Source organism: Waterburya sp., assembly GCF_058530065.1.
In genome coordinates this window covers 1-26171 of the sequence record NZ_JBZNBU010000094.1, presented here as the reverse complement: position 1 = coordinate 26171, position 26171 = coordinate 1, and the positions used below count along the sequence as shown (strand labels likewise).

Here is a 26171-nt window from a genome sequence, read left to right as displayed (position 1 = left end):
TTTGAGTTGTGGAAATTGACGACCACTAAGCTCTAATCTATTTAAACATTTTTAATTTAATTAGCAGTTACGTAGAACCGAACTAACTTCAGAGAGTTTTCCGATCTGGTAACTGCCCATATGTAGACCTAATTATTGAATATTGCCTAGGGCTTAACTGGCCAGATACTCCCGAATTACTGTTTTGCGCTTGCGTAGTTTGGATAGAGCCTCTCTTTCAATCTGTCTGACTCTTTCTCGACTAATGCTCAAACACTCACCTATTTTAGCCAAGGTCATCGGTTTACCATCGGCAAGACCAAATCTCAGACCGATTACTTCTCTTTGTTGGGGAGTAAGTTCCGACATTAGTTTTTCTAAATCTCGTTTGAGAGAAGAAGAAGTAGCGTAGTCTTCGGGAGATTGCCCCGTGTCTTCTAGCATATCTCCGAGTTCGGTATCGTTGTTATCTCCTACTCGAACGTCCAAAGAAATAGGCTGACGAGATTTTTCTAAATAGTCTCGTACTTGTTTGGCAGACAGGTCTAATTCTTGAGCTAGTTCGGCAATAGTAGCGGTACGACCTTTTTGCTGGGCTAGCTGTCTTTGTGCCTTTTTAATTTTATTGAGTTTTTCGGTGATGTGGATGGGCAAGCGAATTGTTCGACCTTTTTCGGCGATCGCTCTGGTGATCGCCTGACGAATCCACCAGTAAGCATAGGTACTAAAACGATAGCCTTTGGTGGGGTCAAATTTTTCTACCCCTCTTTGCATACCGATCGTTCCTTCTTGAATTAAATCTAGAAGATCGAGATTGCGTTTGAGATATTTTTTGGCTACCGACACTACTAGACGCAAGTTTGCCTCGACCATTTTGCGTTTGGCAGAATCCCCTGCTTCCAGGATAGTTTCAATTTCTTTGGTAGATAGTTTAGCTGCTTCAGCCCACTGTTCTATGGTAGGCTCTATACCTAGCTTTTCTTCTAACTCCAATTTGATTTTGGTAATGGCGATCGCCTTTTGAACTCTTTTGGAATAAAGAATTTCTTCCTCGTGGGTTAGCAGAGGAACGCGACCTATTTCTTTTAGATAGCTTCTAACTAAATCGTTAGATTTTTGTGCTGTTTTCATGACGCGATTTGCTTACTGATTTGAATTGGGTAAGAATGAAATTCTTTGCTTGATTGGTTATCGTGAAAATTGAGAGAGAAAAATAAATCGCTGCTTAGATCTTAGCTTTATGAGATTTATATTAATTTTTGTAACATTGACTACAGTTTTTCTCAGATTATTGATAGTGATTGACTTTTAATTGCTCTGTCGGCTTTGTCCCCACAGCTGCCAAAATCCTCTTTTCATATTACTCAAACCATTAATTTCTAGTTATGCCTCTATATATTTACGATACACGATATTTATTAACTTATGTAACTTTTCTTAGAGGCTACTGAAGAGAATCTATCTTCAAGTACCAGAATTAGGTATTTCTTACCAAGATCCTATTAAAAACACCCAATAAAAAATGCAACACTGACAACAAAATTAGGAATGCTGGTAAAATAAGCCTTTCAAGAATTTTTTAAGCAGATCTGGTTGGTTAAATTCTTTAGCTTTAAGTTTGCCAATCGCCATTTCATCTGAAATAGTACTATAAGAATCGGGTTCGCAAAGCTGTAAAAATCATTAAATACCGAGCTTTAGAACTATTAGAACTGTTAGAGCATAAGGAATACCAGGAATAAAAATATGAATACATCTCAAGTTGCTACCTTTGGTTCTTGGAAATCACCCATAACTTCAGATTTAATAGTATCTAAGACTATTGGCATTGGAGGAATTGAAATTGACAATGACCATATTTATTGGTTGGAAAAACGTCCTCAAGAACAAGGTAGAAGCGTCTTGGTGGCTTATAAAAGCGATCGCACCAACCACAAGATCGCCAATCTGACCCCTGCTCCTCTGAGCGTTCGGACTAAAGTACATGAGTATGGAGGCGGTGCTTACGCGGTTACCAACAATACGATTTACTTTTCCAACTATGGAGATAGCAGAATTTATCAACAGGTTCTAGACCGACAGCCCCAACCTTTAACCAACAAGTTAAGCCAACGCTATGCAGACATCATTGTCGATGATGGGAGAAATCGTTTAATTTGCATCTGTGAGGAGCGGTCAGATCGCCATATCGAGCCACAAAACAGCATAATTACGATTAATTTAACCACAGGAAAGATCGAGACTTTGGTAGCAGGGGCAGATTTCTATTCTTCACCCCGTTTGAGTCCCGATGGCAAGCAATTAGCTTGGTTGAGTTGGAATTATCCCCATATGCCTTGGGATAGCACTTATTTATGGTTGGCAGATTTCGACGAGGCAGGCAAGATTAACGAACCCAAACTAATAGCTGGGGGGGAAACTGAATCTATCTGCGAGCCAAAATGGAATAAAGACGGCAAACTATATTTTTCTAGCGATCGCACTGACTGGTGGAATCTATATCGCTATAACCCTAATGGCAAGGTAGAAAGTTTGCACCAAATGGCTGCGGAATTTGCTTATCCCCATTGGGTATTTGGTTTATCTACCTATGATTTCTTAGGAAGCGATCGCTTGGTATGTACCTATTCTGAGTCGGGAAGATGGCATTTAGGGGAGATCGATCTCAAGACCAAGCAGTTTGTCAAAATTCCCACGCGATATACTAATATTTCTGATTTAAAAACTAGCGATCGCGGTTTTGTGGTTTTCGTTGGCGGTACGCCCACAGAAACTACCGCTGTAGTTAAGCTAGATCTAGCAACCAAAACCGAGAAAATTCTCAAAAGGACGGGAGATCTGGTTGTCGATCCTGGTTATTTATCTTTACCCGAAGCAATTTCTTTTCCTACTGCCGACGATCTGACCGCTCATGGTTGGTATTATCCTCCAAGTAACCAAGATTTTATTGCTCCACCAGGAGAACTTCCTCCCCTAATTGTTAAGAGTCACGGAGGACCTACCGCAGCAGCTTCAGTGGATCTCAACTTACGCATTCAATATTGGACTAGTCGTGGTTTTGGCTATTTAGATGTTAACTATGGTGGCAGCATCGGTTACGGTCGTCAATATCGCGAGAGATTGGATGGAAAGTGGGGTATTGTGGATCTTGAAGATTGCGTTAATGGTGCTAAATATTTAGTCGATCGCGGTAGAGTAGATGGCGATCGCTTGGTAATTACGGGCAGTAGTGCGGGAGGATATACAACTCTTGCAGCTTTGACTTTTCGCGATACTTTTAAAGCTGGTGCTAGTTACTATGGTGTAAGCGATTTGGAAATTTTAGCTAAAGATACCCACAAGTTTGAATCTCGTTATTTAGACCGTTTAATTGGCAAATACCCCGAAGATAAAGCAATCTATCGAGAGCGATCGCCTATTTATCACGTAGATAAGTTAAATTGTCCCGTTATCTTTTTCCAAGGTTTGGAAGATAAGGTAGTTCCCCCCAATCAGGCTGCCATGATGTTTGATAGCATCAAAAAAAAGGGTTTGCCCACAGCTTATGTAACTTTCGAGCGAGAAGCACACGGTTTTAGAATCTCGAAAAATATTAAAAAGGCTTTGGACAGCGAATTTTATTTTTACGCCCAAATTTTTGGCTTTCAACCCGCAGATGCGATCGAACCAATTGAAATTATTAATTTGTAGCCAAAATTGAAGTAAATGCCCTATTTCTTGAGGGCGATCGGGGAACAATAATTAAGTAAAAAAGCTCAGGATAGAAGATACTCAATCTTCTTGTAGTCTGTTATGCGGTTAATCCCAAGATCTTTAACTGGTTTATCTTCCCTTACTTTAGCGTCGATCGCTTTATCTGCCAACGGGCAAGTAATTCCCGATGGAACTTTATCTACCACCGTAGAACAACAAGGAAAGGTAGCGGAAATAGGAGGTGGTAGGGAAGTAGGAAATAATTTATTTCATTCTTTTCAAGATTTTTCTCTGCCACAGGATAATACGGCATTTTTCGCTAATAGTTTGCAGATTGAGAATATTCTCTCTAGGGTGACTGGAGGCAGAATTTCTCAGATTGACGGTTTGATTAGGGCAAATGGATCGGCTAATTTATTTTTGCTCAACCCTGCGGGGATTGTGTTTGGGGAGAATGCCAGGCTGGATATTGGCGGTTCTTTTTTAGGAAGTACGGCAACGGGGTTATTATTCGATGATGGTACGGAATTTTCAGCCAATAGTAGCGCGCCAACATTAACGATTAATGCCCCTGTGGGTTTGAATTTGAGGGAAGCAACGGGAGATATTAACAGTGGGGGAAATTTGAGCAGTCAGGGGGATTTAACTCTGTCTGGGAATAATTTGGATTTGCAAGGGCAATTAACCGCAGTAGATAATTTAACTATAACTGCTTTAAATACTCTGACGGTTAGGGATGAAGTTGATCGCCCTTTTGTCGCAAATGCAGGACAGGAATTAACTTTAGCAGGGAGTAACATCGATCTGTTTATTTTAAATCATCTTCAAAGCGGTTTATTTTCTGGAGGAGATTTAACTCTACAAAGCGATCGCCCGATCAATGGAGACGCACATTATTACAGTGGCGGTAACTTTCGTTTGGAGACATTCGATCGCAGTCTGGGTAGTTGGGTGAGTTGGCAAGATCCTATAGTGCAATCCCAAGGAGATGTTAGTTTTGCTGGTTATACTGGGGCATCTTTGCATATTCTGGCAGGAGGTAAGGTTACGGTTGCGGGGGATATTGAAATTACGGGAGTTGATGCTACTGGTAATTCTCTGCAAGAGACTATTACTCTTTCCAATGGAGACAGAATCGAGATAGATGGTAGCAGCCAGCCTACTTTAGATATTCGCGCAGGTATAGGCGATTTAGAACTTCCAGGCATTACGGGGAATGGTATAAATCCAGAGGTTAGTAATAATCCGACAGGGAGTAATATTTTAATTGACGGTAAGGTTAACAATTCTGGGGGTCAGGTTTTTTTAACCAATCAATATCAATCTAATGGAGAATTAGCTGATGGAGATATTACCGTCAGGGCGATCGATACTAGCAATAGTTTGGGGGATGGGGGCGAGGTAATTATTGATTCTCGCAATCATATTAATCTTGCCGATGGTATCGATACTTCTTCTATAGTTAACAGCGAACTAGTCACAGTGGCTATTTTAGAAGCCCTTCCCAATCAAAACATTACTACGGGAAAGGGTGGTGCAGTCACATTATTAGCAGTAGAAAATATTCTCACGGGAGATCTGAAGACAACATCTGGGATTAATTTAGATTTAATTACGGAAGTAGACACCATCGATGAAGCCAATCTCCCTTTTGCTTTTCCCCAAGCAGATTTGCAAGTTAACGGTGGGGGGAATATTAAACTTGTGGGCAACAATCTCAGTCTGGGAAATATTAATTCGGGTTCTCAAGTTGCCATTAACGGTAATGCTACTGCTTTAGATAATTTCTCGATAATTAGTTCCGTCTTGGGAGTAGATCTAGCTGGAGGGGGAGATATTAGCCTTCAGGCAAAAAATAATTTAACCGCAGGGGAAGTTAACTCCAATTTAGTTTTACACACTGACTTAACTGCCAATAGCCAAACTACTCCCAATCTCAATCTAGGGGTTGCCGAAATTGTTCTGACTATTTCTCCAGTCAATATTGCGTCGGGGGGCGATATTTTCTTAGAAGCAGGAAACCAGATCGATACCAATTCTCTCAACTCTTCCGTCACCGTTATCAACCAAAGTAGTAATACTGCCACCATCTTGGCTAACGATCCTTTGGTCGCAAATGCCGAAAATCCTGCCGAGGCAGTTTCCATTATCGATTTACTCCTAGAAAATCTAGAAATCGATCACGGTGGTTCGATTGTAGTTAAAAGCGATCGCGCTAACTTGGGAGGTATTAACTCTTCCCTAACTATCACTTCGGAAAATAATGTTTTTGCCCAAGCTAATGCTGAGAACGATGCCGTTGCAAACGCTTCTGCTAATAGTACTATCCTTCTAGAAGGAATAGGCGATCGCCCAGGAGCGATTACTTTAGATGTAGACCAAGGAATAAATTTAGCTGCGATCGATAATCAGGTTAAGGTGAACGCCATCAACAATCTAGATTCCCTAGCTAATTCTAACGGCGACAATTCCATTGCCAATGCCGACAATACTAGTTCCAATACGATTAATTTCGATGGGGCGATCGATTTATCTCAAATTCGCTTCAATCTCAATCTTCCCGATTCCAACCTAGCTATCTCCCACTTATCAACAATAACCAATCAACTCCAATCTCTCAGGATAAACACCCTTGCGCCCTTATCCCCTAAAGTTATCTGTCAAATAACCCAATCCCCAGTTATAGAAACCGCACGAGGCAAAATTCATCCTGCCAGAAATGCGATCGTCAAAAACGGAGAAATTTATCTTACCTCTCAAAGCGATCGCTCTAATACTTCTCGTTCCTACCTCAATTCCTTCGATTGCTCTCTTTAACAGTTATTTGGCGTTGACATAAGAATTAGAATTACCTAAAGGAAGAAAAATCGTCCATTCCTTACCTTGCTGTTGTCTTTGTCTGACAGTTAGTTTGCCTCCCAAGGCTTGGAAAATATTTTTAGTCACGTCTAAATTGAGACTGAGACACCCCGTAGCGGGTTGAAAACTCAACAATTGCCCCAAAGACTTAAAGGGATTGTCAATATTAGCTGCTTGGGAAAGTACTTGTAGTTTTAATTGATTTCCTGCGGTAGAAACTTTCACGTCAATATGTCCCCCCGTAGGCAAACTGCGAGTACAGCTTTCCATCAAGCCAGTCAATACTGTGTCCAACATGACGGGATTGCTGACTATTTTGGGAAGTTCGGAAGGGAGGGTAAAATCGAGCTTAACGTTGCGTCGTTGTGCTTTTGCTTGCCAGCGAGGAATACTTTGTTGGAATACTTGCTCTAAGGGGAATGGGACTAACTCGACTGCTTGGGGTGTAGTTTTAGATTCCAATTCCGCAGCACGAAAAATTAATTCCATTCGCTCGATTTGTTCGGTGCATTCCCGATCTATAGTCTGCAAGCGTTTGACTACATTGGGTTTAAAATCTTGTTGGCGTTTTAGAAGTAGTTTGGTCAGAGTACGAATAGTAGTCAAAGGAGTGCGAACTTCATGGGTTAGAGCTTGTAACAACTCCATTTCTACCTGACTGGTATGTCCTTTATCCCCAAAAGCAGATGAAAAATGTTCGGTTGGGGAATTAGCAGCAACAGTTTCTACCTGACGAGCTTTAGGAGTTTCTGGGATAGTAAAATCTCTAATGTGGGCAATTAACTTACGGCTAAAGTTAGTTACCAAATGATAAGAAGGTTCTGGCGGTGCAAAATTCTCGACTACCCTATCTAACTGTTCTAAATGATGATAGTTAGTTATCACCAAACGCGATCGCAATGTTGCCCATACTTTAGCCAGGGTTTGAGGAGCAAAAGAAAAATGAAATTTGGGCATTCCTGCTTGGTCTTGACCCAAAACCAAGATTAAACCAAAATTATTGGTTAAAATAAAACAAAATTGCTCGTTCTCAATGGGGTCTTGAGGAATTAAAGGCAGTTTAATTGTAGAAGCTATATCTTGCTCGCTCTTGGAAGCGATCGCTTGAGACTGACGACAAGGCATCAAAGCATGAACATTAAAAACATCGCTGCTAAACACTGCTGATTGGAAACGAGGAATTAAATTCTCACTGCTTAATAAAGGTACGGGAGCAGAAAAAATCAATCCTTGTTTGCCAGTGCAATTAGTTTCGGAACTAGAATTAAGTTCTTCTAAGAGTAATTCTTCTAAGGAAGCGATCGCGCTACACCATTCTTGCTGGGCTTTTAACTGTGCCAAACGATGCTTTTCGGTATAGTACTTTTGTCCAGAGCGATCGCCATTCGATGACTGAATACCTTGTCCCATCGAATCGGAATTATTTGCTCGTCCTATTTCTTGATTGAGTATGTCACTCAAATTTTGTAATAACCAGTTTTGCGCCATACCATCGACTTCCCCTTACTTCGATCGTCTTAAGCAGTACTCTAAATGAAATTAACTTTACATAATACTTCTCAAGTTATTTTGATAATATAGGCTTTCAAACTTTTTCTCCAAGAAGTAAAACCGAACTGAGGAAGTCGCGATCTCCGATAGTCAATCGACTATTAACAATAATTGATGCTATTGTTGTTGGCGACTGATTCTCTTGTCTTCAGAAACTGGTAAATCTGCTTTGGTAGGATTGCAAAGATATCCTCCTATACCCACAATAAAATCATCAAAGTCGCTATCTTCGTTAATTGTTTTGACTAGAGTCGAACCAGTATCGTCTAAATTAATCAACAAACCGCCACTAATTAAAGCATCAAATTTGTTGGCATCGAAACTAGCATTATTGCGTCTTTGAGCTACTGTTTGGGTCGTTAAATTTTCCTCGTGAAATAACGCCTGCCTGTTACCTTGATTATTAATCAAATCTGTACTATAAACTACTCCCGCAGGTTTGCCATCAAATTTAGACTCTAGATAAAAGGCATAAACTTTATTCGCTTTAAAATGATATTCTGCCAAGTGATTGGGGACTGTTTTCCCAGGAGTGCCCAGAAAATCGTTATTTCGACCTGCTTGCAAGTCAGTTTCGTAGCTAGATTCTCGATAAACATCATTAAAATCAAAACTATCCGATGCTTGAATCTCTGCCAGTAAAGGAACTTTTTCGCAAGATTCAAAGATAATTTTTCCTCCACTTCCAGCTTGGCAGCTATCCAGATCGATGATGCCAAAAGTCGATTGATAAGCTCCATGAGACTCGATAAATTCAAACTCAACAATAGTGTCTTCTGTGAAGCTGACTCCTTGATTGCCCACAATATCTTCGGCTACAGCAGGGAAAGCCACAGCATTTAATACGCCCAAGATACCTAAAGATAAACCCCAACAAATCCAGTTAGGAAAAAACTTTGTTCGCAATTGTAATCTTTTCATCTACATAACTCCTATAATTACCAAATATTTTTTTCTGGATCGATATTGTTAACTTGTTCGATAAATTTCTGAGTCTCTACTAATTTTTTTTCGATTACTTCGATGACCTCTCGTTCTTGTGGTTGAACTTGAAGGGCTTCAACCGTGGGAATATCTGGGCTGGCACAACTTTGTCCGCATCCATGAGGAGAATTTTGACGAGCAATGCGTCTTGGTTCTGCTCCTGAAACATTTCTACGAGTGTTGTCGTTTCTAACAATGCGTCTGGGACTATCTTCTTGGGGTTTGTTAGTTCTGGCTACTCCCGATTCCTGCAATTTTCCCGACTCAATTGCTGTCAAGGTATCCAAAGAATCATCTAGATTATTTTCTAGTAATTCTGCAACATCGTTAATGGTCAGATCCTGGGACTCTCCAGTAGCTTCCAAGCAAGCGATAGTGGAACATTCCCCTGGTTCACTGGCTAGAGAATTACCACTACCAGAGTCTTCCGCTGAATTTGGCGTTTGGCTGTCAGCTGTGCCAGAAGCACCCCCTGGAATGGATTCTCCTGGTTTAGTTGTTCCTAATGCCGAACCAGTACCCGAACTACTGCCAATACCCAAACCACTGCTAGTACCCGAACCGCCACCCGAACTACTACCAAAAGTAATGGGAACATCTATTCCTGTCCCCGTAATTGTTCCTGAATCAAGATCTATGGTGACGACATTAGGTATGCCGTTGCCATTAATCGGATCGATAGATACATTAGGACTGGAAGTTTGCGAACCCGAACTATCGGATTGATTGGCTAGAACAGTTTTGGTTGGAGTCATCAAAGTCATAGTTGCCCATGCCAAGCTCAACCATAATATTTGCTTTTTGTGCATAATTTAATAATTTAGATCGACTGATTTGCAATTAAAATCCCGCACCAATACCAAAAACAAAGCGTACTTCATCACCAGCACCAGCAAGATCTCTAGCACTTAAATTGATGGTAATAGGAAGGGTTCGCACGGGAGAGACAGATAAACCCATTGCCAAGTCTTGCCCCGTCCATTCAGTAATCAAACTAACTGGGCGAGCAACGCGAAAAGCCATACTGCCAAAGACATTTAAGGTTTCATTGCCATCGGCAATATCATCTTCGCTGCGAAATTGTCCGTTACCGACTCCCACAGTTACTCCAACTCGACTAAGGGGAGAAGAAACTTTTTCTCTGAGTTGAAAAATCTTGGTGGTAGAAAGATACAAAGAATCTTCCAAATCGTTGGCATCGCCAATGGATAAAAAGCTATTCCAACCAGCCGAAACGCCCCATCCACGAGCGATTTTACGATGGAGTTTGAGGTTAAACCCCCCAGAACCAAAATCACGGGCATTTTGACCAAAACTTAGCAAACTATAACTAAGTTCTACTCCTATAGATTTTCGGGCGTTGCCGAAACCAGTACCAAAGCCAAAAGTAGCATCGCCATCATTTTCATCTTCTAGCCCTCCGCGAGTATCGACTTGATAGCTCAAACCGCTAAAAAAGCCTCTATCCGCCCCAAAACCATAGGGATTGGCAACGGTTAGGGAAGGTACGCCACGACTGGGGGTAAAGTTACGTTGGCGAATATTTTGGAGTTGTAATTTTACATCTTCTATTTCATTACGATTATTATCGCTCCAACCGCTATTATCAGCGGTAACTGTTGGCGAATTATTTCCTTGAGGGGCTATTTCAAGTTCGGTAAATATTTCTGAATCCGATGTAGAGCGAACGATTGGCTTTGCTAAAGCATCCAAGCAAAAAAAGGGCAGAAAAAAAATTGTAGAACAAGCAAAAATTAAGGTACGCATAAATTTATAGCCATAAAATATAATTTACTTGCAAAGAAAAATAACTCAAATAAATATCCCTAACCTTACTGAGTTTTGCTGGCAATCATCTTCCGTATTTTTGCTTTATTTTTTTGATTGCAATATTTTAACTAGTCATCAATTCGTAGATAAATTACTTAAAAGCTCTTTGATGTTTTTGATTTTAAAATTCTTCAAGTACTTTTAGATCAAAAAATACTTAGCAAAATATACCGATCGATCGGTAAAATCATTGAGAAATACTTTGATTTTTCAATATTTCTACACAAGACATTTATTAAAGAAAAAGTTATCTTCAAGAAAATAATATCGATAGTACTATTTTGCAGCTGTTTTAGTCTTTTGTTTTGATTGATATTAGGAAAAGCGATCGCATTCAATCAACCAGTTATCACAAAAAAATAAATAAAAAATATTGCAATAGATTAACCCATAAAAATTTTCAGAAGAACTGTAATGGCTTTTGATATTAAATTTGATTACCGTTTTGATCCCATTGGTTTTTTTACCGACGAACGAAAAGCCATAGTAGAGCAAGCAGGGGAAATTTGGAGTTCTTATATTCAAGATGAGTTTACTTCTACTCCAGCAGGAGAAATATTAAGATTTTCCATTGATAATGTCGCCCAGGAAATAGCTTTAGACGAACCGATTGACGATCTAATTATCTTTATTTCTTCTGTAGAGTTGGATGACAATCGAGCGACTTTAGGGGAAGGAACTTATTACGCTAATTTTGTTTTGGGCAGCGAACGAGAAGCCAGAATTAACGGAAATGATTTTGAACCTTGGTTGGGTACTATTGAAGTTAATGCTTCAGCGGTAGATAATTTCTATTTCGATCTCGAGCCTGCGACTGATGATGATATTCCGTTTGACCAACAAGATTTTTTGAGTTTGATGCTTCATGAAATCGGTCATGTCTTAGGAATTGGAGTTAGCCCTGCTTTTAACGCCCAAGTAGAAAATGGAGAATTTTTAGGCAAGCAAACTACTATAATCAATGATGGTCAGGGAATACCGTTAGATGATGATGACATTCATATTGAAGATGGCTTTTCTTTAGAAAGCGATACAGATGCTTTATTAGATAAATCTTTTACTTTTGGCGAACGTAATTTACCTACTAGTTTAGATTTAGCAATTCTGGCAGATATTGGCTATGAAATTATTGGTTATGATGCCGTACCAGTACATCGATTTTTTCAATACGAGCGAGGATTTCATTTTTATACTGCCGATGAAAACGAAAGAAATAATGTAGTCGAACGTAGTATTGATGGGGAATTAAGCTATGAATATGAAAATATTGCTTTTCGGGTTTTATCTAGTAATAAAGATAGTTTAACTGGAGAAAATATCCCAGGAGCATTACCTGTTTATCGCTTTTTTAATACCGATACTGGCTCGCATTTATATACTATGGACGAAAATGAACGAAAAGCTATTGATGAAAATCTAAGCAACTATAGTTTTGATGGTATTAGTTACTATGCTTTTCCCAATAAGATCGAAGAGATAGAGACAATTCCTCTTTATAGAATGCTTAATACTTCATCTGGTTCTCATCTTTTTACTACTGATGACAATGAATTTAATACTATTAAGAACAGCAGCGAATTTTCTCATTTTAATGTTGAGGGTAATGAAGGAGTAACCTATTATGTAATTGATAATTTATAAATTCAAAAAGTAGCAAGATTAATTATAAAAAACGAATTATTGATGTATTTAAGCAAGATTAAAGACGATCGCTCGTTACTTTTTTTAATTTTAATTAGTATTGCTATTTTTTATCTAATCTTAATTTGGAAGACTACAGCTAATCTCGATCGCCTGACTACAGATGCTCTATTTTGGGGAGCAATTTTGTGGTTATTATGGCAAAAAAAAGAGCGACTGAAATATAATAGCGATCCTATTTCCAGCTTTCTCGGCTTATTTTTACTAGGTATAGTTTTAGATAAAAGTATAAATTTATTTAGTTTTGAATCTCCTTTATTATCTTTACTACCAATAGCAGGAGCGATCGCTTTAGCTTTAATTGCATCGGGAATCAAAGGTATTCATCAATATTATCGAGAGTTATTTTTTATTTGGTTTTTGTTTTTTCCTATAGGGGTTCTCGGACAGTTTATCGATCGGGTAATTCCCGTCACGATTCTTAATGCTAAAGTTGCTACTTATTTGTTGTATTATCTGGGATTCAAAACTATAAGTTATGGCAATCAAGTAATTATAGATTTAGGAGCAATGGGCAATTTTAAGGCAGTGGTAGATTATCCTTGTGCTGGTTTGCCCATGATACTTCTGATTTTAAAACTATCTTTAATATTAATTAGCTGTGTCTATTTTAAGAAAAAACAACAAATAATTATTCCGCTTTTCTCTATAGTCTTGGGTTTTCTTTTAGGAGTAGTTCGGGTCTGTATTTTAACTTTATTAATTCCCCATAGTCTTGCTTTTGAGTATTGGCATGGAGATATGGGTGCTCAGATCTTTTCTACCCTAGCGATCGCCATATTTACAGGATTTTGCTATTGTATGATGCAGAAAAATCAGCAATGCGATCGACTAATAAATGATAAATGTTAAATGATAAATGGCGTAGTTATTGCTTAACTCTTACGGCAATTGCTATTAATTTAACCGCAATATATGCTTTGTGGAAACCAGATGCTAGCAATCGCTCGGTTGCAGATTTTAAATTTCCTCAAGAACTAGAACTTGCTGGGGGTAAAGCGATAGTTTCTCCTCCTATGGGTGCATCTTCTAATTCTCAATCGACGAGCGAACCCCAATCAAAAAAGGTTGCAATCGGTCAAAAGTATCAATATATCCGTGCCAAAATGCCAATTGCCTTAGAAATCAGCTATTTAGTCGATACCCAAGGAGATGTTAAATCTTATTTAAAACAATATACCCAGTTACCGCAAAAAGCGATCGCCGATGGACAAATAGAATATATTAAAGGAGTGGGCTATCATCTTCTTTTACAGACTAGCGATCGCGCTTATTTAAGCAGTTGTATTAGTCCTCGCAGTCCGAGTAATGTGACTCAACGACAATTTTCTGAGTATCGCTATCAAAACGATTTAAAGTTAGATCTGTTCTGGCAATGGTTGCAAGGGAAAACTAGTATACGCGATCGCCGCTGTCTTTGGGTGAATCTTTCTACTCCTCTAAATTCCACTCCTCAAACTGCCCATGAAGTTTTAGAAACCACCTGGCAAGAATTATATATGTGGTGGTTGCCTAATTTTCCTCCCCTTGACTAACTTGCTATCGATCTAGTTAGTAATCTCTAATTATGCAGACTATACTAGATGAGTTTAAATTGAATTAAAACTATTTAGCAAGGTCATGACTATCCTACAAGATAAAGAAAATCTCATATTTTCTTCGGGTATTTTACGTTTGGTTGGCTATGGTTTATTGCTAATGGCAATTGTCGATCTTTTCTTTCTGTTGATTCCTCCTCAATTAATGAATCCAGTTTGGGAATTTGAAACCATGGGAACGATCGTCGAAAGAGTTCCAATTACTTTGTTAGGAATCGTCTTAATTTATTATGGAGAGCGTAGCGATCGCGCTCCGATTGAAACTTTATTATTGAAAATAATATCTTGGCTATCTTTGTTAGCAGCCATATCATTATTATTAATGATTCCCCTCAGTATTAATAATGGCTTTCGCATCTATCACCAACAAAAAGCTGAACTTAATTCTCAATTTGTCCAGCAAAAGGATACAATTAAAAACTATAAAAATAAATTAAAGAATGCCAACAATAAGAACGATATTCAATTTATTTTACAACAGCAATCAAACCAAAGGATTGAAATACCTTCATCAATTGATGTTCGACAACTAAAAACCGACATAATTCAAAATCTCCAAAAAAAGCAAGATACAATCACCGAACAAGCTAATTTATTTAAAAGTAAAAAAAGAATTACTATCTTAAAAAAATGTCTTCGGTGGAATTTCGGATCTTTAATCGCTGCTATTTTATTTTTTCTGATGTGGAAAAGTACTGGATGGGCGAGAATTACCATCAATGAAGATTAAATTAAGCAATGTGGTTATCTAAAAAACGGTAAAACTACTGAAGCTGACCCATAGAAAAAAAATTAATATAAGTGGTCAGAATAATCTTTTTTTCTATCAGTATTTTTATCCTTAAAATTGAACCTAGGCTCTGTAAACATGACTATTTTTTAGTAAAATTTACAGATCGAATTAAAGTATGAGTAACGAAATAATTAGATCCGATACCGTAGACTTAAGTGCTTTCAATACTCAAGAAACTAGCTTTTCTCTCTCAGAATTCAAACAAATAGTCTATCGTCGCTGGAAACCAGCCCTAGCGGTGGGAGTAACGGTTTTTACAGGATTGTTTTTAACAACTGCCCTCAAAACTCCTGAATATCGTTCTGAAACCCTAATTTTATTAGAAAACCCTCAAAATCAGCAGTCTGCCAATGTTGCTCCCAATAGCACTCCAGCCAGACAATATTACTCAATGACCGATCTTTCTACAGAAATTTATGTTCTGCGTAGTAACTCGATGATTGCCAAGGCAGTAGAAACCCTGAAAGATAGTTATGAAGATATTTCTGTGGGACAAATAGTTGGCAGACTATCTATTCATCAAGCAGTCAACAACAAAATACCCACAGATGTCTTAGCAGTTTCTTATATCGACACCGATCCAGAAAAAGCCAAAGCAGTTTTAGAAGCCCTTGGTTCTACCTATATCAACTATAGTTTAGAAAAACAGCGATCGCAGGCTAGTAATGCGATCGAATTTATTGATAGTCAATTGCCCGATGCTCAAGAAAAATTAGACGAAGCAGCAAAAAACATTCGTAATTTTAGACAAGCTCATCAGCTAGTCGATCCCGAAGCTTCTGCCATGACAGCAGGAGAAGTCAGACAAAGTATTGCCCTTAAAATACAGCAAACCCAAATTGCCATCGATCTCAATCAAAAACAGAAACAAGAATTAGAACATCGGTTAAAAGAACTAGGACAAGATTCAGAAACCATGTTGGCATCTTCTGTTTTAGGTGAAGATGGAGTATATCAAGATTTAGCAGCCAAGTTAAAAGATATCGAAACGGAATACAATCTGGGTTCGGTTGATTTTCATGATAACTTTCATGTCATGGGCAACTTACAAGAAAAACGCCAAGAATTGAAAAAATTACTCCAAAAAAGAGCCGAACAAGTATTAGGCAAGTCAATTTCTCCCGAAATCTTAGAACGAATTGTTTTAACTCCTAGTTATACCGATATTCAGCCATCATCAAATTCAAGCGATCGCTCCAACATATCGAGCAACAATCCCCCAAGCGATCGCTCGGATAGCAATAATCCTTTAGTCAGGCAAATTTCCCCCGAAGGCTCTACTCAAGGCTCGACTTTAGGATTTCTCACAACTCGCAAATTAGAATTAGAAAACGAAGCAGCTACTTTACAAAGCCAACTAGTCAGTTTGCGTCGAGAAAAAACCAGGGCAGATCAAGACTTTGTCAATATTCCTCGCCTACAACAAACATTTACCGAGTTAAAACGCCAAGTAGAACTAAAATCGGCAGCTTATAATTATCTTCTCGAAAGAAGACAAGAGTTAGAGATTTCTGAAGCCGAAGAAAGTGCGCCCTGGCGTATTTTAAATCCTCCCTATTTGCCTGGCAAACCCATTTCGCCCAATATCAAGCAGGGATTAATTCAAGCCTTAATGGCAGGGGGATTTTTGGCAGTTGCCACTGCATTTATACTGCAGCAATTAGATCAAAACCTAAAACAAGTCGAAGAAATCAAACAGCTAACTAAATTACCTTTATTAGGTGTAATTCCTAAAGTTAGCGAGCCGAGAATCGAAGCAAATATTCACACTACGAAGAAATCTTATTCTTATTATTCATCATTTACCGAAGGCTTGCGTTCTCTGGCGATGAATTTGCGCTATCTGATTTCCGATCAAGGTCAGGTTAAAACTATTGCAATTACTTCTTCAGCTTCGGCTGAGGGGAAATCGACTATTTCCTACAATCTAGGAATTGTTCTAGCCGAATTAGGCTTACGCGTCTTGGTTGTGGATGGAGATCTGCGCAAACCTAAATTACACAAGTTGGCTCAAATCAAAAATGAAGCGGGATTGAGCGAAGCTATTACTAGCGATCGCCTGTGGACGGAATATTTACAACCAAGTTCGACTGAGAATCTGGATTTAATTACAGCGGGGGCGACTTCTCCCAACCCCATTGCTTTATTGAATTCGTCAAAAATGAAGCAATTGATCGAAGACTGGGAAACTGGTTATGACTACATAATTATCGATACTCCACCCATTGGGGTGATTGCCGATGCCAAAAGTTTAGCCAACGAAGTTGATTCGATCTTGTTTATTGCAGGCATTCAAAGAGCGAGTCGCAAATCTATTAGTAACGCCTTAGATGTTTTGCGTCAGAGTCAATGCCATCTGGCAGGAGTTGTGGCAAATATGGTCGATCCTGAATTTGATTACTATGCCTACTCCTACTACGACTCCTACTACAATAAGTCTCACAGCAATCATGAAGATTCCGCTCCAGACACAGAAGGCGATCGCAAGGGAATCTTAAATCAATTCCGCCGTCGTTAAAAATTAAATAATTAAATAATCAAAAAGATATCTGCTAAGTTATGGTTGCTAATCCTCCTGAATTGATCATTAAAGCTGGGCGTACAGAACGACAATATTGGCGAGATATCTGGAGATATCGCGAGTTATTTTATTTTTTGGCTTGGCGAGATATTTTAGTGCGCTACAAGCAAACTATTATTGGTATGGCTTGGGCGTTAATTAGACCATTCTTAACCATGATTGTCTTCACCATAATTTTTGGTAAAATTGCCAAATTACCGACTGAAGCTGGCGCGCCCTATCCCATATTGGTATTCGCCGCTATGCTTCCCTGGCAGTTTTTTGCTAATTCTCTCGGCGAATGCAGCAATAGTTTAATTAGTAATGCCAATCTAATTTCTAAAGTCTATTTTCCCCGTCTCATAGTACCTACTAGTGCGGTGGTAGTTAGTTTTGTCGATTTTATGGTTTCGGGAATAATTTTATTAGGATTAATGGCTTGGTATGAGTATGTTCCTAGCTGGCGAATCTTAACCCTACCCTGCTTTATAGCGATCACTTTTGCTGCTTCGATGGGTGCGGGGTTGTGGCTGGCATCTTTAAACGTACAGTATCGCGATTTTCGCTATATCGTTCCTTTTATCGTTCAATTTGGTCTGTATATTTCTCCTGTTGGTTTTAGTAGTAGTATTGTTCCCCAACAATGGCGATTGTTATATTCTCTCAATCCGATGGTGGGAGTCATTGATGGTTTTCGCTGGGCGATTATTGGTGGCGAATCTAATTTATATCTGCCAGGGTTTTTACTCTCTTTGGGTTTGGTAGCAATTTTTCTGGTTACGGGAATTTCTTTTTTCCGCAAGATGGAACGTACTTTTGCCGATGTAATCTAGATCGTTGGGAATTGAATAGTGAGGTTCGATAGTTTTATCGCTCGTAGTTTTTAGTTTTTAGTTCTTAGTTTTTAGTCAAAATATAAAAATTAAAGCGATCGCGCCGGAGAAATTGTTTCGTAATGTGCGATCGCTTTAAAATTAAAAATTCTCTAAATTTATTTAATAAACGAAAAGTTCTATATAATAGAATGCTTACAGTATAAAGCTGACTTTCTTAATTGAGGCAGCGACCGCGCTTTTCTTTATAACCATGCTCAATCCAAATTTGGATGCAATTGAACTAAATAAAGATGAGTATCAAAGATACTCGCGCCATATCATACTCCCAGAAGTAGGACTAGAAGGACAAAAACGTCTAAAAGCAGCTAGCGTTCTCTGTATCGGTAGCGGTGGTCTTGGTTCTCCTCTTTTGCTATATCTTGCTGCAGCAGGTATTGGCAGAATTGGTTTGGTAGACTTTGATATTGTTGATAGTTCCAATTTGCAACGTCAGATTATCCACAGCGAATCGTGGGTAGGCAAGCCAAAAATTCAATCGGCTAAAGACCGCATTCATAGTATCAATCCTCACTGTCAAGTAGATTTATACGAAACGGCTATTAGTTCTGAGAATGCCCTTGATATATTAGCCCCTTATGATGTCGTAGTAGATGGTACGGATAATTTTCCTACTCGTTATCTAACTAACGATGCTTGTGTGTTGTTAGACAAGCCTAATGTCTACGGATCTATTTTCCGTTTTGAAGGACAAGCTACAGTCTTTAATTACCAAGGTGGTCCTAACTATAGAGATTTATATCCCGAACCACCACCACCAGGAATGGTGCCTTCTTGTGCCGAAGGGGGAGTTTTGGGAGTGCTCCCAGGAATTATCGGTACAATTCAAGCTACAGAAACCATCAAAATTATTTTGGGTGCAGAAAATACCCTTAGTGGTAGACTACTACTTTACAATGCTTGGGAGATGAACTTCCGCGAGTTAAAATTGCGTCCCAACCCAGAACGTCCTGTAATTGAAAAACTGATCGATTATCAAGAATTCTGCGGTATTCCTCAAGCAGCAGCAGCAGAAGCGGAAGCAGGAAATGCGATCGCGGAAATGACAGTTGGGGAGTTAAAACAACTCATGGATAGCGGTAAAGATGATTATGTTCTTTTAGATGTCCGCAACCCCAACGAATACGAAATTGCCAAAATTGACGGTTCGGTACTCATTCCCCTGTCGGAATTAGAAGACGGTAGCGGTATTGCCAAAGTCAAAGAACTAGTTAACGGTCATCGTTTGATCGCTCATTGCAAAATGGGAGGACGTTCTGCCAAAGCACTAAATATTCTTAAGGAAGAAGGTATTGAAGGTACGAATGTTAAAGGCGGTATTCTTGCTTGGAGTCAAGAAATTGATTCTAGCATCCCTCAATATTAAGTAATTCTTTCAATAATTTATGAGTCAGTAGTAAGTTGTCATCAATGATGTTTGCTACTGGCTTTGTTTTTTAACTAGTTATGACTGATGAATTATTTATTATCGGGATAGAGGAATTATGCCAACGCGATCGCGATCTGGCTAAAATTGTCAAAACTTATGGCTATCCTCCTCAATGGCACAGAAAACCTGGATTTCCGACTTTAATCTGGATTATTCTCCAACAGCAAGTGTCCTTAGCTTCTGCTAAAGCTACTTTTGATCGCCTGAATCAAGCTGTAACCCGATTGACCCCAGCCAATTTTTTAAGTCTGGACGATGCTAGATTAAAAGCAATTGGTTTTAGTCGGCAAAAAACTCGTTACGGTAGAGAATTGGCAAAAGCAATCGGCGATCGCTATTTAGACTTGGCTAGTCTGACAGAATTAGACGACAATGAAGTTAGAGCCAAACTAACTAAAATCAAAGGTATCGGAGATTGGACAGCAGATATGTATCTGATGATGGCATTACAGCGTCAAGATATTTTTCCGAGTAAAGATTTGGCAGTAATTATTGCAGTTCGAGAAATCAAAGATTTATCCGTTCGTCCACAACCAGCAGAATTAGAAGCTATTGCTGTTGCTTGGCAGCCTTATAGAGCGATCGCCACCCAAATTCTTTGGCATTATTATCTTAACAGTCCTCGTCGCCAATCTGGTTGAGTCAGGTGTCAGAAGTCAGATATTTTATTGGTCAAATTAGAATGGTCAAAAAAACTACTATAAAAATCTTGGAAAAATTGAAAAACTGGCTCAAAAATCGTCGCCATTTTATCTTTTCTCGATATGCCAAGGACGATCGAAAAACCCAAGAACCAGAGCGATCGCTGATTGAGTTACCCAAAGAAGTTAGAGAAAAGTTAGTTAATGCAGTAGATAATTTACCGATTAATCCTGCCGATAATCAAGCGATCGCATCTACCCTAGATGAGACATTTACTCGGTGGCGCGAAGATCCTAGTAATACTAACAATTCTGTAGTAATTCTCAGTAGTCCTGTAACTCCTGTATCCCGTATTTTATCCTCAACTCTCTCAGAATGGGCGAAAGAAAAACAAGTATCAATCAAAGTTTTACCATTTACTTCTCGACCAGAATCAATTGCAAGTATCAAATCTAAATTAGAGCATTATATTGAGCGAAGATCTAGCCGAAACTATGCAGAAACTGAGAAGTCAGAAGTCATAGTAATTCCTAACCTTAGCTGGTGTTTTTTACGTTCTCTTGAAGGTTTAGAAGGGATTGATTATTTGCGATCGCTTTTGTGCGACGGTTCAAAAAACCGTTTTTGGATTATTGGTTCGGGTCAAGTATGCTGGGAATATCTCAATTTGGTTTATAACCTAGAAGCCTATTGTGGCAAAGTAAAATATTTACCTGCGATCGCGCCAGAACAATTACAAACATGGCTTACTCCGATTATCGACGAACTGGAGATTACTTTTGACGGTGCGCGAGGCTTTCCCTCAGAAAACATCTCTAATCACCATGTTAATGAACCCCATACCGATAAACAACTTTTAGATGGAGATGGAGATAAAGATAATCGACAACGCTATTTCGAGAGATTAGCAGATATTACTCAAGGAGTTAGTATCGTTGCAGTGCAGGGGTTTATGCAATCAATTCATCATCAGGAAGCAAAAAATGATGATGAAACTCAAGCCGAATCAAACATTCTCATCGCTCAAACCCCCAAATTAGGCAAATTACCAACTTTAAACTCAGCAGACCATTATCTTTTATATTCTCTGTTATTACATGAAGATTTAACCCTACCTGCCTTAGCTGCAAGTTTAGGAGACGAAGAAATGGAAGTTCAAGTTAAAGTGCAGGTGCTACGCCAACAGGGTGTAATCGAACTAGGCGATTGCGCCCTAAAGGATACCGCGACCCATAAAGCTAGCCGAAGGCATCGCATTTTAAAAGTTAATCCAATTTACTATCCCCAACTCAAACGGGAACTAGAAGTTAATAATTTTTTTATTAATAGAGATTAGTTAGTAGTTAGTAGTATAGTCATTCCAAATAGAAAACAAACGACTATAGAAGACAAAACACCGTGTTTAATATTAACTATCAATAGCCGTCTCTAATATCAATACAGGAGCTTTAGAAGCACAAGTAGTGACCGAGTTTTATTTAGCTCACAATTTTTAGAAATGAACCACCACTAGCTTCTACAAACCTAACAATAATAAATGAAAATCGAACTAGAAACTTTTACCGTCCATAAAAAATTTGCCCTTAAAATTAGTCGCGGAATAACAGCACAAACTAAAAACATCTGGTTGCGTATCTCAGCTGAAAATATTGAAGGTTGGGGAGAAGCTTCACCTTTTTCAATTGATAAAAATAAACCAAAAAACACCGAAAAACTTATAACCGAATTAAAAGCCATTATTCCGCTTTTAGAAAAATATCATCCCCTCCAAAGACAAGAAATACTAAGCACAATCCAAACTAACAACCTTGCTACAGCTTGCCAAGCAGCGATCGATATGGCTCTCTACGATTGGTTGGGCAAAAAAGCAGGATTACCGTTGTGGAAAATCTGGGGTTTAGATCTCAGTTCCATTGTCCCGATCTCCGTAACCATCGGCATTAGTAGCCCCGAAGATGCCCTTAAAAGACTCGAAGCTTGGCGACAGACTCTAGACTTCAAAACCATTAAACTAAAACTAGGTAGCCCCGAAGGCATCACAGCCGATAAAGCAATGGTAGAAACAATTCGTGAAGCTGCGCCCGATACTAAAATTATGGTAGATGCGAATGGGGGTTGGAGTTTTGACCATGCGGTAACTATGGCGCGATGGTTGGCAGATCGAGACATCGAATATATCGAGCAACCCTTGGCTGTTACAGACGATCGCTGGTTAAAAGATTTATCCCAGCAGTCTCCTTTACCCATTTTTGTCGATGAAAGTTGTTTCAATAGTGCCGATATTCCTCGTCTGGCGGATTCTGTAGCGGGAATTAACCTTAAAATTATGAAGACAGGGGGACTAACCGAAGCCAAGCGATCGATTCAGATCGCCCAAGCTTGTAACCTCAAAGTGATGTTTGGTTGCTATTCTGATAGCAGTCTGGCAAATACGGCGATGGCTCATCTTGCCCCTGATGCAGACTATTTAGATTTGGACAGTCATTTAAACTTAATTGACGATCCCTTCACAGGAGCAACCATAGAATCAGGGCGTTTATTACCTAACGAGCGCTCTGGATTAGGAGTAATTCATGAAAATCGTAGCTAACAATCGCGTCGCAATTTTATTAGAGAATGGTATCAAAGGAAAACACGGCAAAACAGGACTGGCTTTTTTACGCTACAGCGAAGCTGAGATCGTTGCAGTAATAGATCGCTCTTGTGTGGGAGAATCTCTAGTCGCTTTAACTGGGATCGATCGCGACGTGCCTATAGTAGCAGAGGTAAAAGAAGCTTTAGTTTACCAGCCCGATGCTTTATTAATTGGCATTGCTCCATCAGGAGGTAGACTACCCTCTAATCTACAGGCAGAAGTAGAAATTGCGCTCGCTACAGGACTGTCAATTATTAATGGTTTGCACACTCAATTGAATCCCTTATTTCCCCAGTTAAAATCGGGACAGTGGATTTGGGATATTCGTCAAGAGCCTCCTGGTTTAACTATTGGCTCGGCAAAAGCTAGATACCTCAAATGTCAGAGAATTCTAACTGTCGGGACGGATATGGCGATCGGCAAAATGTCTGCTAGCCTAGAAATTCATCGTGCAGCCCTCGCAGCAGGAATCAAAGCCCAATTTATCGGCACTGGACAGGCGGGTATGGCGATCGCGGGTAGAGGTATGCCATTAGATGCGGTGAGAGTCGATTTTGCAGCAGGGGCAGTAGAAAAGGTAGTTTTGGACTTAGCAGACGATAACGAACTAATTATAATTGAAGGGCAAGGCTCGCTATTACATCCAGGTTCGACAGCTACCCTACCTCTAATCCGAGGTAGCCAGCCTACAGGCTTAATTTTAGTTCATCGAGCGGGAGCAACCCACATCCGCGATTTGCCTGACATTGCTATTCCTCCTCTGCCTGAAGTTATTCAACTCTATGAAACCGTCGCTAGTACGGGGGGAGCTTTGGGTAAAGTGAAAGTAAAGGCGATCGCTCTCAATACTTTTGGTTTGGATGAGACAACAGCTAAAAAAGCGATCGCTCAAATTTCTGACATCACTAACTTACCTTGTAATGATGTGGTTAGATTTGGCGGAAAACCACTATTATCGGCGATACTGAAAAATTAAACTCCGAAATCAAGATAATTTTTCTAGCTATAAAACCTGGCAGATAAAAGACTGTAGCTGATTTACAATATTGTTACAAAAATAGATCTCTTCTAATTTATTGCTTAATTAAAATAATCTGTGTTATTCTAATTAGGTCGTCGCGGGATAGAGCAGTCTGGTAGCTCGTCGGGCTCATAACCCGAAGGTCGGTGGTTCAAATCCGCCTCCCGCCATGCTACGCGTTCACTTGCATAATATATCTTGCATAAATTCGCTTACAGGGTATGACTATTAAGCGTCTCTGTAGCTCCTTAAAGCGGTCGTCTAGGTGCAAAGGTGACACGCTAGAGAATATCTTAGGACAGAAACAATGAAACTCTAGGTTTTCCCCTACCTCCTTACTTGAGATGGTAATTTTGTCCGTGGTGCGGTCATAGCCGTACTTGAACATAAGTACCTAGGCAAAATTAATTACATAGCGATCGCCAAAATACTGTAGGATATGCTCGACATAGCTCGTCAAACTTTTCCAACAAACGTAAGCTTCCGTCTCAAGCCACTCATATTTGATAGTAACCTTTTTTTTCCTCGAACATGATTGCTAGTTTGATTTTTACGATTTTTGACTCCTTCTTCTCCATCGAGATTATATCGATGAAGAATCTTTTAAGCATAAGGATAAGAACATCCCACCGCAATCGCACTATTTTTAATTGTCCATCCTAAAGATATTTTCCATAGTAAATGCCATCTTCTAGCTTCTACAGAGTCTTTACTTTTGAGATATTTTTCTTTAAGCTCCTAACTGTAGTTTAGACTAACTCCAAGGCGATCGCGAAAAAGAGAGGAAGAATGAAGGATAAGTAGGGAGAAAATGAAAATAGCAATAGGCATCGTCCAATAACTCAGTAACAGTCGGGCAGGGATACAGCACAATTGCTTGGATACCAGAAGAAGTAGGAAGTTGGGCATTGCCATTAAGACACGAAAGAATCACATCCTACGAAAAACCAATATCTAAGGCAGTATGGCAACTTAAACAAGTTTGCCGACAGATCGAGCAAAAGGTTTTAAAGGAATTTACCAAGTTGTTCCATTGATTTTACCGTTACTGGCAGTTACTAATCTACCTAACTCAGTTCTACCTAAAGAATAGGATGTTCCTCGTTCCTGATTTTGGACTTCTATGTAAGCATCTTTATCAAGTATTAGCGTTAGTAATCCAAGACGGAGATTAAAGACTGGTAGGGCTGGCGAGTTATGGGTTTTGGCAATGGCGATTGCGTAGCTAGAGCGGGCGGAAACGCCGAATTTAGTTCGGCTTGTTCCACGCCCGCTAGAAGGCATCGCTCGTTAATCTCATCTTATCGTAGAGTAGCGATCGCTATTGAAACTATATGGTAAATTCAGTAGAGCGAGGACTTAGAAGTTTAAGTATGCTGGGAGCAAGTCCATAGTTAATGTAGATGTTACCAACCAACTTATCAGAAGTATTACCGATTGTTTTGATATTCTTTAGTGGAATAGGATTGTTCCTCAGTCTGTGGATTATCATACCTGCTCCTACTTTTTCCCTATTACCTTTAGGAGTGGGTGCGCCAGAAATAAGTCCCTGGTTGATTGTCTTCAATGGGATCTCCTTGCTATTAATCATCTCTCAACTAAACTCAGGTGTTATTTATGATGTGGCTTTCATGGCGAGCTTATTAGGGTTACTTGTAAGTTGGCAACCATTGATTCAGTTACCTGCTGCCAATGCACGGTTTGCGTTGGAAATGGCTAAAGTTTTAGGAACAGATTATCTAGATAAAATTCCCACTTCTTTGCAGACACAGATGCGTCCTCAACCCTTTGTTTTACTGGATATATTTGGGGGGATTCCACTTCAGGAGGTGCGTATTCAACGGGGTATTGTGTTTGCAAGTCCTGATGGAGTCGAGCTTAAACTTAATCTTTATCAACCTTCCGTGACAGGCAAATATCCCGCTATTATTATTATTTACGGTGGAGCTTGGCAAAATGGTACTGCCAATAACGATGAAGCCTTTAGTCGCTACATGGCAGGT

19 protein-coding genes, 1 tRNA gene and 2 pseudogenes are annotated in these 26171 nt (G+C 39.4%); 16 read left to right on the top strand and 6 right to left on the bottom strand.

Features of this window, described 5'->3' with window-relative positions:
* Positions 1–153 precede the first annotated feature (153 nt).
* Positions 154–1110, bottom strand: a complete 957-nt coding sequence (locus AC33VI_RS06285) for an RNA polymerase sigma factor, RpoD/SigA family (RefSeq protein ID WP_491781412.1) — start codon at positions 1108–1110, stop codon at positions 154–156.
* Between the two features lie 615 nt (positions 1111–1725).
* Between AC33VI_RS06285 and AC33VI_RS06280 the strand changes: the two genes are divergently transcribed.
* Together AC33VI_RS06280 and AC33VI_RS06275 are read left to right on the top strand one after the other, a co-directional pair.
* Positions 1726–3669 (top strand): S9 family peptidase, encoded by a 1944-nt coding sequence (locus AC33VI_RS06280; protein WP_491781411.1) that lies wholly within the window; start codon positions 1726–1728, stop codon positions 3667–3669.
* Positions 3670–3771: 102 nt separating this feature from the next.
* On the top strand, positions 3772–6489 hold the full coding sequence (locus AC33VI_RS06275; RefSeq protein WP_491781410.1) for a two-partner secretion domain-containing protein: 2718 nt from the start codon (positions 3772–3774) through the stop codon (positions 6487–6489).
* Positions 6490–6492: 3 nt separating this feature from the next.
* Here AC33VI_RS06275 and AC33VI_RS06270 read toward each other — a convergent pair whose 3' ends face one another.
* The 4 genes from AC33VI_RS06270 to AC33VI_RS06255 form a co-directional block, all read right to left on the bottom strand.
* Complete coding sequence (locus tag AC33VI_RS06270; protein ID WP_491781409.1) at positions 6493–8019, bottom strand: sensor histidine kinase; 1527 nt, start codon at positions 8017–8019, stop codon at positions 6493–6495.
* A gap of 180 nt (positions 8020–8199) precedes the next feature.
* On the bottom strand, positions 8200–9003 hold the full coding sequence (locus AC33VI_RS06265; protein WP_491781408.1) for a hypothetical protein: 804 nt from the start codon (positions 9001–9003) through the stop codon (positions 8200–8202).
* A 17-nt stretch (positions 9004–9020) separates the two neighbouring features.
* Positions 9021–9875, bottom strand: a complete 855-nt coding sequence (locus AC33VI_RS06260; RefSeq protein WP_491781407.1) for a hypothetical protein — start codon at positions 9873–9875, stop codon at positions 9021–9023.
* 31 nt (positions 9876–9906) lie between these two features.
* A complete protein-coding gene (locus tag AC33VI_RS06255; RefSeq protein WP_491781406.1) occupies positions 9907–10833 on the bottom strand; it encodes a hypothetical protein in 927 nt (308 codons plus the stop codon).
* Positions 10834–11310: 477 nt separating this feature from the next.
* Between AC33VI_RS06255 and AC33VI_RS06250 the strand changes: the two genes are divergently transcribed.
* From AC33VI_RS06250 to AC33VI_RS06190, 13 genes and pseudogenes are all read left to right on the top strand, one after another.
* Positions 11311–12537: a hypothetical protein gene (locus AC33VI_RS06250; RefSeq protein ID WP_491781405.1), complete on the top strand. Its 1227-nt coding sequence runs from the start codon at positions 11311–11313 to the stop codon at positions 12535–12537.
* 42 nt (positions 12538–12579) lie between these two features.
* Complete coding sequence (locus AC33VI_RS06245; RefSeq protein WP_491781404.1) at positions 12580–13449, top strand: archaeosortase/exosortase family protein; 870 nt, start codon at positions 12580–12582, stop codon at positions 13447–13449.
* On the top strand, positions 13443–14132 hold the full coding sequence (locus AC33VI_RS06240; RefSeq protein WP_491781403.1) for a cyanoexosortase A system-associated protein: 690 nt from the start codon (positions 13443–13445) through the stop codon (positions 14130–14132). The genes AC33VI_RS06245 and AC33VI_RS06240 overlap by 7 nt, the downstream gene beginning before the upstream one ends.
* 85 nt (positions 14133–14217) lie before the next feature.
* Positions 14218–14925 (top strand): HpsJ-like protein, cyanoexosortase A-associated, encoded by a 708-nt coding sequence (gene hpsJ-A / locus AC33VI_RS06235; RefSeq protein WP_491781402.1) that lies wholly within the window; start codon positions 14218–14220, stop codon positions 14923–14925.
* Between the two features lie 178 nt (positions 14926–15103).
* Positions 15104–17506, top strand: coding sequence for a GumC family protein (locus AC33VI_RS06230; RefSeq protein ID WP_491781401.1), 2403 nt, complete (start codon positions 15104–15106; stop codon positions 17504–17506).
* 41 nt (positions 17507–17547) lie between these two features.
* Complete coding sequence (locus tag AC33VI_RS06225; RefSeq protein WP_491781400.1) at positions 17548–18381, top strand: ABC transporter permease; 834 nt, start codon at positions 17548–17550, stop codon at positions 18379–18381.
* A gap of 253 nt (positions 18382–18634) precedes the next feature.
* A complete protein-coding gene (gene moeB / locus AC33VI_RS06220; protein ID WP_491781399.1) occupies positions 18635–19807 on the top strand; it encodes a molybdopterin-synthase adenylyltransferase MoeB in 1173 nt (390 codons plus the stop codon).
* Positions 19808–19887: 80 nt separating this feature from the next.
* Positions 19888–20511: a DNA-3-methyladenine glycosylase family protein gene (locus AC33VI_RS06215; RefSeq protein WP_491781398.1), complete on the top strand. Its 624-nt coding sequence runs from the start codon at positions 19888–19890 to the stop codon at positions 20509–20511.
* 68 nt (positions 20512–20579) lie between these two features.
* Positions 20580–21848 (top strand): hypothetical protein, encoded by a 1269-nt coding sequence (locus AC33VI_RS06210; protein WP_491781397.1) that lies wholly within the window; start codon positions 20580–20582, stop codon positions 21846–21848.
* 201 nt (positions 21849–22049) lie between these two features.
* Positions 22050–23102 (top strand): dipeptide epimerase, encoded by a 1053-nt coding sequence (locus AC33VI_RS06205; RefSeq protein ID WP_491781396.1) that lies wholly within the window; start codon positions 22050–22052, stop codon positions 23100–23102.
* Positions 23086–24123, top strand: a complete 1038-nt coding sequence (locus AC33VI_RS06200; protein WP_491781395.1) for an N-acetyltransferase DgcN family protein — start codon at positions 23086–23088, stop codon at positions 24121–24123. Before AC33VI_RS06205 ends, AC33VI_RS06200 begins: the two co-directional genes overlap by 17 nt.
* Positions 24124–24264: 141 nt before the next feature.
* Positions 24265–24338: transfer RNA gene (locus AC33VI_RS06195), tRNA-Met, on the top strand.
* Positions 24339–25013: 675 nt separating this feature from the next.
* Positions 25014–25172: pseudogene (locus AC33VI_RS06190) on the top strand (NF041680 family putative transposase); the annotation flags it as partial.
* A gap of 13 nt (positions 25173–25185) precedes the next feature.
* On the opposite strand, the gene AC33VI_RS06185 reads toward AC33VI_RS06190, so the two are convergent.
* Positions 25186–25452 (bottom strand): hypothetical protein, encoded by a 267-nt coding sequence (locus AC33VI_RS06185; protein WP_491781394.1) that lies wholly within the window; start codon positions 25450–25452, stop codon positions 25186–25188.
* 119 nt (positions 25453–25571) lie between these two features.
* Here AC33VI_RS06185 and AC33VI_RS06180 point away from each other — a divergent pair.
* Positions 25572–26171, top strand: a pseudogene (locus AC33VI_RS06180) (alpha/beta hydrolase); the annotation flags it as partial.